The organism is Streptomyces sp. NBC_00102, assembly GCF_026343115.1.
In the GTDB taxonomy this organism is placed as follows: domain Bacteria; phylum Actinomycetota; class Actinomycetes; order Streptomycetales; family Streptomycetaceae; genus Streptomyces.
Genome location: NZ_JAPEMC010000001.1, coordinates 6,209,844 through 6,226,058 on the forward strand (window position 1 = coordinate 6,209,844; position 16,215 = coordinate 6,226,058).

The following is a 16,215-nucleotide window of genomic DNA, read 5'->3' on the forward strand; positions in this document are numbered from 1 at the left end:
GGCGGGCCGGCGCCCGGGGATTCGCACACCTGCCCAGACCCCCACCGCACGGGGGAACGCGGGGCCGATCATGGACCGCGAGGGCGTATAAAGGCCCTTCGGAGCAGCCGGCGTCCCCCGATGGCCCACCTCATCCCCCACGCGGCAGGCGTCACCGCGTCACCGAGCGGAGGAGCGCGCCATGAGCACCTCGGAACACATCACCGACCTGCTGGTGTCGAACTTCGGTACCGACCCCGAGGCGATCGGCGAAGATGTGCCGCTCCGCCGGCTACGCCTGGACTCCCTCGCCCTGGAGGAGCTGCGGCTGCTCATCGAGGACCGGATGGACGTCGACCTGGAGGACGTCGAGATCACCTCCCGCGACACCGTCGGCCGGCTCGTCTCCGCCGTGCACGACAAGGTCACCGCATGACCCGCCCGGCCGCCGGTCCGTGGCCGCGTCCCCGCCCGGAGCCCTTCCACGCCGCCGTGACCGGCCTCGGCCTGGTCACCGCCGCCGGAGTGGGAACCGACGCCTCCTGGCGCGGAGTCCGCGGCGAGGGCGACGGGCCCTCCGTGCTGCGCCGCAGTGAACTCGCGGGCCTGCCCTGCGACTTCTTCTACACCGTCACCGGACTGGACACCCGTGCCGAACTCGGCATCGCCGCAGAGCGGTTGATGGACCGGTTCTCCCAACTCGCCGTCATCGCAGCCCGCGAAGCCGTCGCCGACGCGGGGCTCGACCCCTCGGACTGGGACAGCGCCCGGGTCGGCGTCGTGATCGGCTCGGCCCACGGCGGCCTCCCGTTCTACGACGAACAGCACACCGCCCTCGGTGAGCGCGGCGCCCGCCGGGTCTCGCCGAAGCTCGCCCCCCTCGTCGTCGTCAACGGCGCGGCCAGCAGCGTCACCCTGGACCTCACCGTCCACGGCCCCAGCCTCGCCGTCTCCACCGCCTGCTCCTCCGGCACCGTTGCCATCGGCACCGCGCACCAACTGCTGCGCACCGGGGCCTGCGACATCGTGATCGCGGGCGGCGCCGAATCGGTCTGCTCCCGGCTGTTGATCGCCAGTGCCTGCCAGATGAAGGCGGTCTCCACCCGGCGGGACGACCCGCGGTCCGCCTGCCGCCCCTTCGACGTCCACCGGGACGGCTTCGTCGTCGGCGAGGGAGCCGGGCTGCTGGTCATGGAGCACCCCGACCACGCCCGTGCCCGGGGCGCCGTGGTCCGGGCCCACGTCAGCGGCTACGGCGCCGCCAGCGACGCCTTCTCCACCGTCGCCCCCGAGCCCGACGGCCTGGGCGTCGAACGCGCGCTGCGCACCGCCCTCGCGGACGCGGGGCTCACCGGCCGGGACATCGGCCACGTCAACGCGCACGGCACCTCCACGGTCGCCAACGACCTCATCGAGGCGACCATGCTCCACCGGGTCGTCGGGGACCAGGCCCTCGTCACCTCGACCAAGGCGATGACCGGCCACACCCTCGGGGCCGCCGGAGGCATCGAGACGGCGCTGACGGTCCTCGCGCTCCAGCACCAACTGGTCCCGCCCACCGTCAATCTGGACGCGCCCGACCCCGAGATCCCGGTCGAGGTGGTGAGCAAGGAGGCGAGGCCGCACACCTTCGACCACGCGGCCAAGACCTCGCTCGGCTTCGGCGGCCACAACGCGGCCCTCGTTCTCACCCGGGCCTGAGGCAGGAGGAGACCCAAGAACATGGGCGAGGAGATCACCCGCTCGCTGTCGGTGCAGGGCGTGCCCTTCGCCTACCGCGTGCTGAGGCACGGCGGTCCCGGCAATCCGGCGCCGGAGGCCGTACGGGTACCGGGACCGGGGGCCGGTCCGGACGCGGCGCGGGTACCGGCCGGGGAGGCCGACGCCGGTGCCGCCGCACCGCTCCCGGGCGGACCCGTCACCGAGCCCGTCGTGGTGCTCGGCGGCGCGCTCCAGGGCATGTACGGCTGGCCCCAGATGGACGACCACCTCGGCCCGCTCGCCGACGTGGTGACCGCCGACCTCCCCGGGATGGGAAGCGCCGGAGCGCTGCCGCCCGGACCGAGTGCCCTGCTGCTGCGAGAGGCCGTCACCCGAATCGTCGAAGACCTCGGCGCTCCCCGGATCAACCTCTTCGGCTTCTCGTACGGCACCGCGATCGCCTTCGACTGGGCCCGTCACCATCCCGGCCGGGTCGCCCGGATCGCTCTCGGCGGGGTGCCCGCGCACATCTCGCCGGCCCAACGCGACCACTGGCAGCGGGCGGTGGAGCGGATGACCGCCGGCGACCCGGAGGGCCTCGCCACCCTCGCGGCCGAGGCGCTGATGTGCATGGACCCCGAACGGTACGTCCACCGGGGCGCGTTGGCCCAGCGCTATGTGCGGCGGTCCTTCCTGACCGCGCTGCGCACCTCGCCGCACGCCGCCGATTCACTGGTACGCGCCCTGGGCGACCGCCCCGACTTCTCCGGCGGGCTCACCGGGGTGCCCGCACTGGTCTTCGCCGGTGAGCACGACACGGTCACCTCCCCGGAGCGGCAGCGCGAGTTCGCCGCGACCGTCGAGGGCAGCCGGTTCCTCACGCTCGCCGACGCCGATCACTGGGTGGTTCTCGAACGCGCCGACGACGTGGCCGAGTTGGCGGCCCGCTTCTTCACGGACCGGCCGCTCCCGGCCGACCGGAGGTCCGGCCCCGAGACCCGGCAGGCGTACGCCGCGCCGGGCCCCGGGGCCGTCGCCTGAGGTGCGGCCGGACGGTCACTCCGTCGGCTGGACAGGTTCCTGGGACAACTCGACCAGCGAGCCGCTCGCCGGATCGACGGAGTAGCCGAACACCAGCGGATCGGCCGAACTCTTCGCCAGTGTGTCGAGCTGCTCCAGGAAGCGGGCCAGCTCGACCGGCTGTGCCGTGGCCGAGGAGTTGAAGGGCCGCGCCACGGCGATCCGGGCCGTCTCGGCGATCCGGATGTCGTGCTTGCGGCCGCTCGCCTTCCACATCGGCGTCGAGGAGTCGGAGCAGTCCCAGGCGCCTTCCTCGGCGGAGATGTAGATGATGTCCTGGCCGATGCGGTGGCCGAACAGGCGCAGGGCCGCGTGGCCCGTCGCGCCGGCGCATGCGTCCGGGTCGAGCTGAGTCGGTGACGGCGACGGTGCGGCCGTCCCGGCAGGGGAGGCGGGCGCCGTCGCTGTGGCGGAGGGTGTGGAGACCGTGGACGGTGCCGCGTGCGCGGGCGGCTCGCTCTTCGAGCCGTCGCAGCCCGCGAGGGCGGCCAGCAGCAGGGCGACGCCGAGTACCGCCGGCCCGCCCCGGGCGTACCGCCGTCCGCCGATCGCTGAGCGCCCGCGTCTTCCCGCTGTGCCGATCATGGTCCCCCCCATGGTCAATCCCCGTGCGCGGAAGGCCTGTTGGCTGTCCGCAGGGCGAGTGGCCGATCGCCGCCCACCACATGGTGAGGTGCTCCGGGGGAGCAGTTTGGTTCCACCCGGGGGATTTCGGTCCGCTGTGTTGTGGTCCGGGCACGGCGGAGGGCCGCCCGCGAGCGGACGGCCCCCATGGTCACCGGTGCGGGTCAGTGGCCCTTGCCGTGTCCCTTGTCCTTGTCGTGGCCCTTGCCGTTGTCCTTGCCGTCGTGCTTCTTGTCGTCCTTGGCCGAGCCGCCGCCGATGGTCACGCGGACGATCTGCGGGTCGTGGTCGCTCGCCTGGTCGGCGAACTCCGCGTTGATGTGCACCACGTCGTAGTCGAGGCGGCGGACGCCGGGGCTCGTCAGGATGTGGTCCAGCGTCTGGGAGTTGCCCTCGTACACGTAGCTGTACTGCTCGTTCTCGGGCAGCGTGGTGATCAGCGGCTTGAGGACCTTGCCGTCGGTCAGCGCGGCCACGGCCGGGGAGAACGCGAAGTCGTTGAGGTCGCCGAGCGTGATGACCTTGGCCGACTTGTCCGCCGCCAGCAGCGACTTGACGAAGGCGTTGACCTCGGCGCCCTGCTGGATGCGCTTGACCTCCGAACTGCGCTCCGGTTCCTGGTTCTTGCCGTGCAGGGGCAGGTCGCCGCCCTTGGAGGCGAAGTGGTTGCCGATGACGAAGACGGTCTCGCCGTCGAAGCGGAACTCGCCCACCAGCGGCTTGCGGCTGTCCTCCCACGCGGCGCTCGTCGGATTGATCCGGCCGGGCGAGGCGGAGAGCTGGACGCCCTTGCGGGTGTCCACCGCCGTGACGGCGGTCGTCGCGTCCCCACCCGGGCGGTCGACGAAGGAGACCCGCTTCGGGTTGAAGAGGAAGACGTTGCGGATGTTGCCGCCCGGCTCACCGCCGTCCTTGCCGTCCTCGGGGGCGATGTAGCGCCAGGAGTAGGCCGGACCTCCGGCCGCGACGATCGCGTCGGTGAAGCGCTTCAGGGTCGCCTCGGAGCCGACCGTGCCGTCGCTGGTCGCGCCGTTGTCGTCCTGGATCTCCTCCAGGGAGACGACGTCCGGCGAGGAGAGGTTGACGGCGATGCCCGAGGCGAGGGTGTCGAACTTCGCCTGGTCGTCGAGGGCGTCGAGGTTCTCCACGTTGTACGTGGCGACCGCGAGTTCCTTCTTCTTCTGCTTGCGGGTGACCTCGCGCTTCAGGCCGTTGTCCGTCCGGGTGCCGACCTCGGTGGCCTGGAGGGCGTAGCCGCCGAAGGAGACGTAGTCCAGGACGCCCGTGGTCGTACCGGAGAGCACGTCGCCCACGTTCGCGGCGGGGAGCGGCTTGGCGGTGTCCAGGGACATCACCTCGATGCGCCCGGTGTTCTGGTCGGTGTACGAGGAGTAGATCGTGCCGCCGCGCGCGCTCGGGTTCTCGTCGGGCTTGACCGTCACCCACATCTCGCCGTAGGTGTTCGTCGCGCCGACGACCCGGGTGTCGGCGATCTGTACGCGGACGCCTTCGAGGGACTCGTACAGGTCGAGGGCGTAGGTGTCGGGCTGGAGGGGGAGCGCCTCGATCGAGCCGCCGCCCGCGGTGGGCGTGTACGCGGCCGGTACCGAGGACGCGTCGAGCACGACCGGGGCGGGGAGGGCGTTGCCGTGCGACAGCACCGTGGTCTTCGGGGCGGTGACCTCGGTGACGGACTGGGCACCGGTGCCCGGGTAGTACTCGTCGACCTTGCCGCTGACCAGGACCGAGTCACCGGCGACGACGCCGGGGGCGGCCGAGCCGGTGTAGACGAAGACCGCCTCGCTGGTGCGGGTGTCCGCGTCCGGGGCGGTGTCCTGGAGCCAGTAGCCGCGCGAGCCGGTCGTACGGATGCCGGTGACGACGCCCGGTACCGCCGTGACGGTCTGGCCGTCGAGCGGCGAGAGGCGGGTGGTGCCCTGGATGTCGTGCACCCGCACGGTGCCCGGCTCGGTGGGCTCGCTCGGCTCTCCGGGGTCGGTGGAGCCGCCGCCGGGGGTCTGGCCGGCCGAATTGACCGGGGTCGGGGCGCCCGCGGCGAGGTCGGCGGAGTTGTCGTCGGTGTCGGCCAGCGAGGCGGCACGCGCCACGGAAGCGGTGGCGGACGGGGCGGGGGCCGGGGCGGTCTCGCGGACGACGGCGGAGCCGTACCCGACGAGGTCGACGATCCGGGTGTCGATGGCGCAGTCGGCAGCGGTCTTGCAGGTGAGGGGGGTGGTACCGGAGACCAGGGCGACCGTGCCGCTGCCCGCGGCCATCGCGACGGTGCCGGTGGCGTCGGGGGTGGGCAGGGCGACCGTGCCGCCCGTGCCGGCGGACTCGGCCACGAGGTAGCGGCCACCCGGGGCGACGGCGCCGGTGAGGGGGGACACCTGCCAGAGCGAGCCGGCGGACGGGGTACCGGGCAGGTACTGGACGCTGTAGCCCGAGAGGTCGAACGCCGCACCGCCCGCGTTGCCCAGCTCGATGAAGTCACGGGTGAGCGTGGCGCCCGAGTTGCCCCCGCCGCCGTAGACCTCCGAGATCACGGCGCTCGCGGACGGGGCGGCGAAGGCTGCGGGCAGGGCCGTCACCGACAGCGCGACGGCGACGACACCGGCCAGCGCGGCCGAACGGGCTCTGGATATCTGCACGGGTACTGCCCCCAAAATGTGTAGTGAGAGCAGAAAGCTATGCGCGTAGAAAAGGCATGACAAGGCATCAGAGGTTAATTCCCCGCATCGTGTGGGTGAGTTGCGGTCGCCGGGCGCGCCGAAGTGTGGTCGACGAGGCGTTCCTCGGCGGTGCGTTCGCGCGGTGCGGGGGCCGGCCGCGCGGCCCGGTCGCGGCCGGAGCCCGGCGGGTGTACGCAACCGGCAGGCGGGCAGCAGAACCTCGTCCCGGCGAACCCTGCCGAGGACGGCCGACCGGAGGGACACCCGACGCGATGCCCGGAGGAACGCCACCGGACCTGCCCGACGGGGCGCCCGAAGGGATGTCCGAGGAGATGTCCGAGCGGGCCGGGATGAGGAATCCGGACAGCCCGCCTAGGGTCCGAAGCATGACTCCGAGCGCGGCGCGTCCCGGTCCGCAGGGGCCCGGTACACCTCCCGGCTCCCCCTCCGGTTCCGGCGGCTCCGGGCAGGGCGAGCCCGACCCCCACCGGTGGCGGGCCCTCGCGGTCTGCCTGGTGGCCGGGTTCATGACCCTGCTGGACGTGTCGATCGTCAATGTGGCGCTGCCGTCCATCAAGGAAGGGCTGCACACCCCCGAATCCGACCTCCAATGGGTGCTCTCCGGCTACGCCCTCGCCTTCGGGCTCTTCCTGATCCCGGCCGGACGGCTCGGCGACGCGCGGGGGCGGCGGGAGGTGTTCATGGTGGGACTCACCCTGTTCACGCTCTCCTCCGCCGCCTGCGGAGCCGCACAGTCCAGCCTCTGGCTGGTGGTCGCCCGACTGGTCCAGGGACTCGCGGGCGGTCTGCTCTCGCCCCAGATCTCCGCCCTGATCCAGCAGATGTTCTCCGGGCGCGAGCGCGGCCGTGCCTTCGGGATGTTCGGGACGGTCGTCGGCATCTCCACCGCCGTGGGACCGCTGCTCGGCGGGCTGCTGATCCAACTGGCCGGTGCGGAGGAGGGCTGGCGCTGGGTGTTCTACGTCAACCTTCCGCTCGGCGTCGTCTGCCTCCTGCTGGCCCGCCGGCTCCTGCCGGACACTCCGTCGGCCGGTCATGTACGCGCCCGTGACCTGGACCCGTTCGGTGTGCTGCTGCTCGGCGCGGGCGTGCTCTGCCTGCTGCTGCCGTTCGTCCAGGCCCAGCAGTGGCACGGCAACGGCAAATGGCTGCTGCTCCTCGCCGCCGCCGCGCTGCTCGCCGCGTTCGTCGCCTGGGAGGCGCGTTGCACCGGCGGCGGCACGCAACCCGTACTGGACCTGTCGCTCTTCCGGCTGCGCTCGTACTGGCTGGGCTGCCTGCTGATCCTGCTGTACTTCGCGGGGTTCACCTCGATCTTCTTCATCACCACGCTCTACCTGCAGTCCGGCCTCGGCTACAGCGCCCTCCAAGCGGGCCTGTCCATCTCCCCGTTCGCGGTCGGATCGGGGCTCTCGGCCATGATCGGCGGACGGCTGGTGGGGCGGTTCGGGCGCCCCCTGGTCGTCGTGGGGCTGGCCATGGTCGCGGTCGGCCTCGCGGGGACGGCTCTCGCCGTGCACCAGGTGCCGGGGCACAACGCGGGCTGGGCGATGGCGGCCCCGCTGCTGTTCGGCGGGATCGGCAGCGGTCTGGTCATCGCCCCCAACCAGACGCTCACCCTCTCGGACGTACCGGTGGCCCACGCGGGCAGCGCCGGCGGCACCCTGCAGACCGGGCAGCGCGTCGGCTCCGCGATCGGCATCGCCGCGGTCGGGTCCGTCTTCTTCGCCCAGGTCACCGGTGACGGTTGGGCCACGGCGTACGACCACGGCCTCATCGTCTCGGTCGCCTTCGTCTGCGCCGGACTCGTCGCCGCGATCGCCGACGTGGTGGCCGGGCGCCGCCACGGCAGGCGTACACGGAAGACGGCCGGGCGGGCCGGCGGGGCGTGACCCGGGCATGACCCGCGACGTGGGGGAGCGGCTCTACCTCACCCGGGGTGCGGGCGGAGGGTTCCCGGAGGCGAGGGGCGACCGGGAGAGCTCCAGGCAGCCCGCCGCGATCAGGGCCACCGCCACCAGCTCCGGCGCCAGCCACCAGCCCGTGCGCAGCGTCTCCCCGAAGAGCGTCACCCCGTACAGGATGCTGATCAACGCGTCGCCGAGCGTCAGCATCGGCTGCACCGCCACCAGCGTGCCCGCCTGGAGGGCGTTCTGGAGCAGGTACAGCGCCCCGACCCCGGCCGCCGCGGTGGCGTAGAGCTGCCAGGACGCGAACAGCTGCGTCACCCCGCCGGAGCCCTCCAGCCGGGCCATGGCGTCCTTCATCAGAGCCGCCGTCAGCGCGTAACCGCAGGCGGCGGCGAGCCCGAGCAGCGCGGCCCGGGTATTGTGCTTGGACGCCAGGGCCGCCACGATCAGGGCCGCCTCGAACAGCCCGGTGAGAAGCAGCGCCACGATCCAGTCGGTGCCGCGTACGGTGTCGTGGCCGCCGGCCGGGGCGGCCGAGACCATGCCCAGGACCAGGCCGGTCGTCACGGCCGCCACGCCGTACCAGACCTGACGGGGCACCCGGACGCGCATGACGAACCCGGCCAGCAGCAGGGTCGAGGGAAGCTCGATCACGAAGATCGGCTGCACCACCGCGATCGGCCCGGTCGCGAGCGCCACGGCCTGGCAGACGGCCGCGACGATCACCAGCGCGATCCCGCCGAGCCACACCTTCTGGCGCAGCAGATGGCCGAAGAGGGAGAGCCGCATCGACGCGGAGCCCGGTACGTCGACGGCCGCCCGGCGCTGGAGGACCGAGGCGGCGCCGTTGCTGAACGCGGTCAGGATGGCGAACAGGACGCTGATCACCGGTCCATCATGCGGGTGACGGTGCTCCCGCCCCGGTCACACGGGCCGCCCGAGTGTGTCGTTCCGGCGGACGGAGGCGTGGAGCGAACGGCCGCCGGGAAGCGGCCCGGTCCGTGCCGTGACCCCGTCAGAAACCTCAACGCTCCGGAAAGCCCCCTTGCGGACCGCGGCTGTCCGCAAGGCCGCGTACCGTGCCGGACATGGCCGCCCAGACGAACCCCTCCGGCTCCCGCCCCGCCCGCGGGACGGTGCGCCCGACCGTCCTCTCCGCCCGGGCGCTCAACCGGGCCACGCTCCACCGGCAACTCCTGCTCGACCGGTCGGCGATGTCCCCGAAGGACGCCGTCGCCCACCTCGTCGGACTCCAGGCGCAGAACACCAGGCCGCCCTACTTCCAGCTCTTCTCGCGGCTCGCGGACTTCGACCCCGCCGGTCTCTCCGCGCTGATGGAGTCGCGCGAGGTCGTCCGGATCGTCACCCTGCGCTCCACCATCCACACCCACACCGCCGAGGACGCCCTCGCCATCCGCCCGCTCGTCCAGCCGGCCCGGGACCGCGAGCTGAAACTCTTCCGGCGGGGGCTCACCGGGGTGGACATCGACCGGCTCAAAGACATCAGCAGGGCACTCGTCGAGGAGCGGCCCCGCACGGTGAAGGAGCTGCGCACCGCGCTCCTCGACGCATGGCCCGACGCCGACCCGCTCGCCCTCACCGTGGCGGCCCGTTGCGCGCTCCCGCTGGCGCAGACCACGCCCCGGGGCCTCTGGGAGCAGAGCGGGCAGGTCACGCTCACCACCCTGGAGCACTGGCTCGGCCGGTCGGCCCAGGACGTCCCGGCCCCGGACACACTGGTGCTGCGGTACCTCGCCGCCTTTGGTCCCGCCTCCGTCAAGGACCTGCAGAGCTGGGCCGGACTCACCCGGATGCGCGAGGTCTTCGACCGGCTGCGGCCGCGACTCACCACCTTCCGCGACGAGAACGGCGTCGAACTCTTCGACCTTCCCGACGCCCCGCGCCCCGATCCGGACCTCCCCGCCCCGCCGCGCTTCCTGCCCGAGTTCGACAACGTCCTCCTCGGCCACGCGGACCGCACCCGGGTGATCCCGGCCGAGTTCGCCGGCCGTAACGGCAAGGGGAACCAGGCGTACGGAACCGTGCTCGTCGACGGGTTCCTCGCCGCGATCTGGCGCCTCGACCGCACGGGCGGCACCGTGACCGCCACCGTGCAACCACTGGGCCGGCTCGGCCGCGCGGACCGGGAGGCCGTCCGTGAGGAGGCCGTACACCTCATGACCGTGATGACGGACGCGAGTGCGCACGAGGTCCGCTTCGCCGGCTTCGTGGACTTCGGGGGGTGAACCCCTCCGGGTACCGCACGGGGTCCTGGAGCAGGAGGGGCTGGTTGAATCGGGCGGGAACGACCGGTCCGGTCCGCAATGAGGAGGACACATGTCGGTAAGCAGCGCGAGCGAAACGTTCCGGGCCGCCCGGGACTTCCTGCTCCAGCACCGCGAGGACTGGGCGACGGCCTCGGCGGGCTTCCGGTGGCCGAGGCCCGACCGTTTCAACTGGGCGCTCGACTGGTTCGACGTGATCGCCGAGGACAACGACCGGACCGCCCTGCACATCGTGGAGGAGGACGGCCGCCGCACCGAGGTGTCCTTCGCCCGGATGTCGGCCCGCTCCAACCAGGCGGCCAACTGGCTCGCCGCCCAGGGCGTACGCGAGGGCGACCGCATCCTCGTCATGCTCGGCAACCAGGCCGAACTGTGGGAGACCGCGCTCGCCGCGATGAAGCTGCGCGCCGTGGTCATCCCCGCCACCCCGCTGCTCGGACCGCTCGACCTGCGCGACCGGGTCGAGCGGGGCCGGGTCGCCCACGTGATCGTGCGCGCCGAGGACGCCGCCAAGTTCGACGACGTGCCCGGCTCCTACACGCGCATGGCGGTGGCCGACGCCGGCGGGGTCCCGGAAGGCTGGCTCTCCTACGCCGGTGCCGACGAACACTCCGAGGCGTACGTCCCGGACCGGGAGACGGCCCCCGACGAACCGCTGATGCTGTACTTCACCTCCGGCACGACCGCCAGCCCCAAACTGGTGGAGCACACCCATGTGTCCTACCCCGTGGGCCACTTGGCGACGATGTACTGGATCGGGCTGCGGCCCGGGGACGTCCACCTCAACATCTCCTCGCCCGGCTGGGCCAAGCACGCCTGGTCCAACCTCTTCGCGCCCTGGAACGCCGAGGCGACCGTCTTCATCTTCAACTACCAGCGCTTCGACGCGAGCCGGCTGATGGCCGAGATGGACCGGTCGGGCATCACCAGCTTCTGCGCCCCGCCGACCGTCTGGCGGATGCTCATCCAGGCCGACCTCACCCGGCTCGCCAACCCCCCGCGCGAGGTCGTCGCGGCCGGTGAGCCGCTCAACCCCGAGGTCATCGAGACCGTACGGCGGGCCTGGGGCGTCACCGTCCGGGACGGCTTCGGCCAGACCGAGACCGCCGTCCAGGTCGCCAACTCGCCCGGCCAGCAGGTGAAAGTCGGGTCCATGGGCCGCCCGACCCCCGGCTACAGGGTCGAGCTGCTCGACCCGGTCACCGGTGAACCCGGCGTCACGGAGGGGGAGATCGCCCTCGATCTCGCCGACGCCCCGGTCGGGCTGATGGCCGGCTACCACGGCGACCCGGAGCGTACGGCCGAGGCGATGGCGGGCGGCTACTACCGCACCGGTGACATCGGTTCGCGCGACGAGGACGGGTACATCACCTACATCGGGCGGTCCGACGACGTCTTCAAGTCCTCCGACTACAAGATCTCGCCCTTCGAGCTGGAGAGCGCCCTGCTGGAACACGAGGCGGTCGCCGAGGCGGCGGTCGTGCCCGCCCCGGACCCGGTCCGCCTCTCGGTACCGAAGGCGTACGTCGTACTCGCCGAGGGCTGGGAGCCCGGGCCGGACACCGCGAAGGTGCTCTTCGAGCACTCCAGGGCCGTCCTCGCCCCGTACAAGCGGCTGCGCAGGCTGGAGTTCGCGGAGCTGCCCAAGACCATCTCCGGCAAGATCCGCCGCGTCGAGCTGCGCGAACGGACCGCCCGCGCGGCCGGTACGGAGTACTCCGAAGGGGACCTGCGGTGAGCGAACCGTCGTACGCGCACGGCACCGGCACCCCATGACGGTGAGCGGCAAGGTCCGCAAGACCGAACTGCGGGAGGGGTACGCGGAGTGAAGGCTGTCCCGCCAGGAACGGTGGGACAGCCTTGAGGCGGTGTCCGCCGAGGGGCTCAGGCGGCCTCGACTATTTCCGTCCCGGGTCCCCGGGTCGCCGCGGCCCATTCGATGAGCAGGACTTCATACGCGTCACAGGACCAGTCCCGTCCGGCGCGGGAGTCCACGAGGGCACGGATGGCCTCGTTGGTCTCGACGGCGGACGGGCCCGTGGAACCGGTGGACCGAGGAGTGCGGGCGGAGGAATGACGAGAAGTCAGAGCCATTCCCGAAGGCTAGCGCTCGCCACTGACAACGTCGGTCCGGGATGTCCGGGCCGGTGTCCGGACACTGCTCAGCGCCACGGGCCGCGGCAGCACGATCCGGGCGGGCTCGCGGCGCATGCAGACCCGGGGACGCCGGTCCAGGCCGTTGCCCACCTCCTCGGCCCTGATCCGCCGCAGCCCCTCGGTGAGTTGGTCCTCGCTCAGCACGGTGAACCCGATGCGCGTGTAGTACGGGGCGTTCCAGGGGACGTCGGAGAAGGTCGTCAGGGTGAGGGCGGTGAGCCCCTGGCTCTCCGCCCACGCGGCGACGTGGTCGATGAGGGCCCGGCCGATGCCGAGCCGGGCCGCCGAGGGATGGACCGAGACCTGTTCGATGTGGGCGGCGCCGTCCACCGGGTCCGCGATCAGATAGCCGACGGGACCGTCGTCCGCAGGGGTGTCGGGACGGGTGTCGGGACGGGTGTCGGGACGGGTGTCGGGACGGGTGTCGGGATGGGTGGCCACCCAGCAACGCCCGGCGGCCCGGTAACTCTCCAGCAGTTCGAGGGGCGGCGGTTCGTCGTCGGCGACGTCTGCCATTCCGAGGGCTCTGAACGGTTCCCCTGCGGCGCGCTCGATGTCCTGGAGCCGGCGGAGATCGGAGCGTCTGGCGGAGCGGATGCGCATACGGCCAGTATGGCGAGCACGGGCCCGCCGGGGTACCGGGACTCCCGAAGTCGGTGAGGGACGAGGCCCGGCCCGCCACCCGCCGCCGCGCCCCGCCGGGCCGCCCGCACTCCTCGCCCGCACGCCCCTCCCCGCGCGCCCTTCCTCCGCGCCTCTCCTACGCCCCCGAGCTCAGCAGATCCTCGGCGGCGCCGTTGGCCGGCTGCGGGGTGCCGGTGGAATCCATGGCGAACAGCGGCATCGACACCAGGTCCGCGCGCCGGATGGCCGCCTCCTCGTACCCCGCGAGCGAGAAGAAGATCCCGGACGCGGACTCGCTCAGCGCGTTCAGCCAGAGGCACTCGATCTCGCGCACCCCGGTCGGGCAGGTCGAGGTCTCGACCTGTGCCAGCGCCCCGTCGGCCCGCAGATCGACGCGCGAAGCCGGGCGTTCGATCGGCTGGACGACCCCGTGGAAGCCGAGCCAGCCGAGGTACCGACCGGCCGCCGTCACCGCGTCCCGCGCGGTGTGGATGGGCAGGGTCTGGAAGGGCGGGCGCGGACGGGGCGCGGTGCGGGGGAGCGGGATGCGCGCGGGGGACTCGGCGGCCTCCGGCGCGGTGCTGGTCGCCGGATCCGTGGCGGTCGCCGGATCCGTACGGGCCCCCGCCCCCGTCTTGGGGCCTGCGTCCGGTGCCGCACCGGTGGTGGCCACGGCAGCCGGATCCGTGGCGGACTCCGTTGCCGGCGGCCCCACTTCAGGCTCCGTGCCGACTCCGGTGAGGGACTCGGTACGGACGGGGACGCGCAGGACCGTGCCGCAGGGGCAGCCCAGTTCCGGCTGAGGCCAGTGGTCGTCGCGCCCACAGGCCTCGCAGCGCGCGGTGACCCAGAAGTCCGCCCAGACCCGCTGGACGACCGCGGTCGCGGGCTCCCCGCGCACCGCACGCAGGGCGGTCGGGGCGCCGCAGGGGCAGGAGTAGACGGGGATCACGAATGCGTGGTCGCTCAGGCAGCGGGGGCAGCGCACGTGCACAGGTTCCACAGTGTCTCCTTCCGCCGGCGCCCGGACAGGACGCGGCGTTCTGTGGGTGACGGGTGACGGGTGACGGGTGACGGGTGGCGGGTGGCGGACGAGGGACGACGGACGAGGTACCGGGGCGGGGCAGGGGGTGCGGCGCACGCGACTGCGGGGACGCAGCCCCGCCCGTCGCAAGCCCGCACCCATCGTCCCCCCGCAAAGGGTCCCGGGTCAGGCGATCGGCGCGGTTTCCGGTCGATCCGGGCAATCGGGTCCGCCTCCGGGGTCGCGTTACAGTCGGGGCCGAGCCGGCCCGCAGGCCGGCCGGGAATCCCGGGGAGGCACCGTGCGTCTGAGGGTGGAATTCACCACCGAACCCTTCGATCTGGACGAGGCTCCGGCGCACGCGGTGGTGGCCCGCGAGATCATCGGTGCCGCGCCGCTGGACGCGGTGGACGTCGGCCCCTTCGGCAACACCGCGGAGGGCGGCGCCGAGGTGGTGCTCGCCGCCGTGGACGCACTGCTCCGGCGCACCCTCGACGCCGGGGCCACCCGGATATCGTTCCAGGTCAACGTCATCGCCGAGGGGGAGCGGTGAGTAGCGGACCCGCCCCGGACCACCCCCTGGTCGCCGCCGTGAAGCCGCTGGTGGACGCGATGGGCGCCGAACTCCTGGAGGCAGCCCAGGCCCGGCCGGACGACGTGGTGCTCGCCTGGGAGGGCAGTGACGTCGTCGCCGTTCGGCTGCCCCAGCTCTCGGAGTCCCTGGACCACATCCTCTCCGCGATGGAGCGGACGTACGGCGGACCGCTGGCCGGACTGGACCGCCGGGCGAAACAGTCCGTGGTCCGCGCCCTGGAGGCGCGGGGCGCGTTCGCCGTACGCCACGGGGTGGAGACGGTGGCGAGCGCTCTGGGGGTCAGCCGCTTCACCGTCTACAACTACCTCAACCGCGAAAAGGGCGACTGAGAGCGGCCGACCAGGTGCCTGCGATGCCATGACAGGCCAATTTCAACAAACTGTTGACGAGGCGTCGGGCGGGGGCGTTAGCTGTTCGCAGCCCGCACGACGCCAAGCGACGTGACAGCGACGATCAGCGCGGAGGCTCCGTGACGTCGAGTTCCTCACCGGGCCTGGCCCGGTTCAACGCCCTGGCGCACGACGAAGTCGCCGACGTACTGCACGAGATCTGCTCCAGCGAGACATGGTGTGCCGCCCTCCTCGCGCGGCACCCCTGCGCCACCGCGGCCGATCTGCTCACCGCGAGCGACGAGGCCACCGCAGCGCTCTCCCCGGAGGACCTCGCCGAGGCCATGGCCGGTCATCCGCCGATCGGGCGGCCACGGCCCGGCGATCCCGCGTCCGCGAGGGAACAGCGGGGCATGGCGGACGCGTCCGACGCCCTCAGGGCCGAGATGCTCGAACTGAACCTGGCCTACCAGGAGCGCTTCGGACACGTCTTCCTGATCTGCGCCACCGGCGCCACCGGCGAGCAGATGCGCGACGCCCTGCGGGCCCGCACGGCGAACACGCCCGAGCGGGAGAGCGCGATCGTGCGCACCGAGCTGGGCAAGATCAACCGTATCCGGCTGACCCGCCTGCTGACCGAAGGGGAGTGACGGTACTGAACACCGACACCACCGCCTCGGTGTCCACGCACGTCCTGGACACCAGCATCGGCCGCCCCGCGGCCTCCGTGCCCGTCCGTCTCGCCACCCGCCCCGACGCCACCGCCGGCTGGACACCGCTCGGCGGTTCGGTGACCGACACGGACGGCCGTTGCGCGGACCTGCCCGCCCTGCCCGAGGGAACCGCCCAGGTGCGCCTCGACTTCGACACCGACGCGTACTTCACCAGGGAGACCGACGGACCGGCCGTTCCGCCCGCCGATGGCGGAACGTTCTTTCCCGAGGTCGCGATCACCTTCACCGTGCGTCCCGGCGAGCACCACCACGTACCGCTGCTGCTCAGCCCGTTCGGCTACTCCGTCTACCGGGGCAGCTGAGCGCCTCCCGTCCGCGGGGCCGCCCCCACCGTCCGTGTGAACCCCGCTCCGCGACGGGGCGGCCCGCCGTACCCGTCCGCGCCCCGTACCCGCACGCGCCTCGCGCCCCGTGTGCGCGGCAAGTACCACCGCCCCGCCTCCGTCCCCGCGCCTCCGTCCCCGCGCCCCCGCCCCCGCG

Annotated in this window: 16 protein-coding genes; 10 read left to right on the forward strand and 6 right to left on the reverse strand. The window is 72.7% G+C overall.

Translation table 11 applies throughout. The annotated features are described in order from the left end of the window. Nucleotides 1-181: 181 nt before the first annotated feature. The 3 genes from OHA55_RS27235 to OHA55_RS27245 are packed head-to-tail and all read left to right on the forward strand — an operon-like array spanning nucleotide 182 to nucleotide 2,721. Complete coding sequence (locus OHA55_RS27235) at nucleotides 182-415, forward strand: acyl carrier protein (protein WP_266710298.1); 234 nt, start codon at nucleotides 182-184, stop codon at nucleotides 413-415. After that, on the forward strand, nucleotides 412-1,680 hold the full coding sequence (locus OHA55_RS27240) for a beta-ketoacyl synthase (protein ID WP_266710299.1): 1,269 nt from the start codon (nucleotides 412-414) through the stop codon (nucleotides 1,678-1,680). Before OHA55_RS27235 ends, OHA55_RS27240 begins: the two co-directional genes overlap by 4 nt. A 21-nt stretch (nucleotides 1,681-1,701) precedes the next feature. Beyond that, entirely contained in the window at nucleotides 1,702-2,721 is a 1,020-nt protein-coding gene (locus OHA55_RS27245; protein WP_266710300.1) for an alpha/beta fold hydrolase, read from the forward strand. A 15-nt stretch (nucleotides 2,722-2,736) separates the two neighbouring features. Here OHA55_RS27245 and OHA55_RS27250 read toward each other — a convergent pair whose 3' ends face one another. Further along, nucleotides 2,737-3,345 (reverse strand): hypothetical protein, encoded by a 609-nt coding sequence (locus OHA55_RS27250; protein ID WP_266710301.1) that lies wholly within the window; start codon nucleotides 3,343-3,345, stop codon nucleotides 2,737-2,739. 203 nt (nucleotides 3,346-3,548) lie between these two features. Beyond that, entirely contained in the window at nucleotides 3,549-6,035 is a 2,487-nt protein-coding gene (locus OHA55_RS27255) for an endonuclease/exonuclease/phosphatase family protein (RefSeq protein WP_266710302.1), read from the reverse strand. A gap of 407 nt (nucleotides 6,036-6,442) precedes the next feature. On the opposite strand from OHA55_RS27255, the gene OHA55_RS27260 reads away from it, so the two are divergent. Continuing rightward, nucleotides 6,443-7,969 (forward strand): MFS transporter, encoded by a 1,527-nt coding sequence (locus OHA55_RS27260; protein ID WP_266710303.1) that lies wholly within the window; start codon nucleotides 6,443-6,445, stop codon nucleotides 7,967-7,969. A gap of 33 nt (nucleotides 7,970-8,002) precedes the next feature. Here the strand turns inward: OHA55_RS27260 and OHA55_RS27265 are convergent, their stop codons facing one another. Beyond that, nucleotides 8,003-8,875 (reverse strand): DMT family transporter, encoded by an 873-nt coding sequence (locus OHA55_RS27265; protein ID WP_266710304.1) that lies wholly within the window; start codon nucleotides 8,873-8,875, stop codon nucleotides 8,003-8,005. A 200-nt stretch (nucleotides 8,876-9,075) separates the two neighbouring features. On the opposite strand from OHA55_RS27265, the gene OHA55_RS27270 reads away from it, so the two are divergent. Both OHA55_RS27270 and OHA55_RS27275 read left to right on the forward strand, forming a co-directional pair. Next, the gene (locus OHA55_RS27270) at nucleotides 9,076-10,233 is read left to right on the forward strand and encodes a winged helix DNA-binding domain-containing protein (protein WP_266710305.1); all 1,158 of its coding nucleotides are present in this window, start codon (nucleotides 9,076-9,078) and stop codon (nucleotides 10,231-10,233) included. Nucleotides 10,234-10,324: 91 nt separating this feature from the next. Further along, complete coding sequence (locus OHA55_RS27275; protein WP_266710306.1) at nucleotides 10,325-12,010, forward strand: AMP-binding protein; 1,686 nt, start codon at nucleotides 10,325-10,327, stop codon at nucleotides 12,008-12,010. 146 nt (nucleotides 12,011-12,156) lie between these two features. On the opposite strand, the gene OHA55_RS27280 is transcribed toward OHA55_RS27275, so the two are convergent. From OHA55_RS27280 to OHA55_RS27290, 3 genes are all read right to left on the reverse strand, one after another. Then, complete coding sequence (locus tag OHA55_RS27280) at nucleotides 12,157-12,366, reverse strand: hypothetical protein (protein WP_266710307.1); 210 nt, start codon at nucleotides 12,364-12,366, stop codon at nucleotides 12,157-12,159. Between the two features lie 9 nt (nucleotides 12,367-12,375). Continuing rightward, nucleotides 12,376-13,032 carry a GNAT family N-acetyltransferase gene (locus OHA55_RS27285; RefSeq protein WP_266710308.1) on the reverse strand — a complete coding sequence of 219 codons (657 nt, stop codon included), beginning with the start codon at nucleotides 13,030-13,032 and terminating at the stop codon, nucleotides 12,376-12,378. A 157-nt stretch (nucleotides 13,033-13,189) separates the two neighbouring features. Continuing rightward, nucleotides 13,190-14,056 carry a hypothetical protein gene (locus OHA55_RS27290; protein ID WP_266710309.1) on the reverse strand — a complete coding sequence of 289 codons (867 nt, stop codon included), beginning with the start codon at nucleotides 14,054-14,056 and terminating at the stop codon, nucleotides 13,190-13,192. Between the two features lie 322 nt (nucleotides 14,057-14,378). On the opposite strand from OHA55_RS27290, the gene OHA55_RS27295 reads away from it, so the two are divergent. The 4 genes from OHA55_RS27295 (at nucleotide 14,379) to uraH (ending at nucleotide 16,037) form a co-directional block, all read left to right on the forward strand. Beyond that, the gene (locus OHA55_RS27295; protein ID WP_266710310.1) at nucleotides 14,379-14,630 is read left to right on the forward strand and encodes a hypothetical protein; all 252 of its coding nucleotides are present in this window, start codon (nucleotides 14,379-14,381) and stop codon (nucleotides 14,628-14,630) included. A gap of 59 nt (nucleotides 14,631-14,689) precedes the next feature. Then, nucleotides 14,690-15,001 (forward strand): helix-turn-helix domain-containing protein, encoded by a 312-nt coding sequence (locus OHA55_RS27300; protein ID WP_266711190.1) that lies wholly within the window; start codon nucleotides 14,690-14,692, stop codon nucleotides 14,999-15,001. Between the two features lie 140 nt (nucleotides 15,002-15,141). Beyond that, on the forward strand, nucleotides 15,142-15,651 hold the full coding sequence (gene uraD / locus OHA55_RS27305) for a 2-oxo-4-hydroxy-4-carboxy-5-ureidoimidazoline decarboxylase (protein WP_266710311.1): 510 nt from the start codon (nucleotides 15,142-15,144) through the stop codon (nucleotides 15,649-15,651). 5 nt (nucleotides 15,652-15,656) lie between these two features. Continuing rightward, a complete protein-coding gene (gene uraH, locus OHA55_RS27310; protein WP_266711192.1) occupies nucleotides 15,657-16,037 on the forward strand; it encodes a hydroxyisourate hydrolase in 381 nt (126 codons plus the stop codon). Nucleotides 16,038-16,215 lie beyond the last annotated feature (178 nt).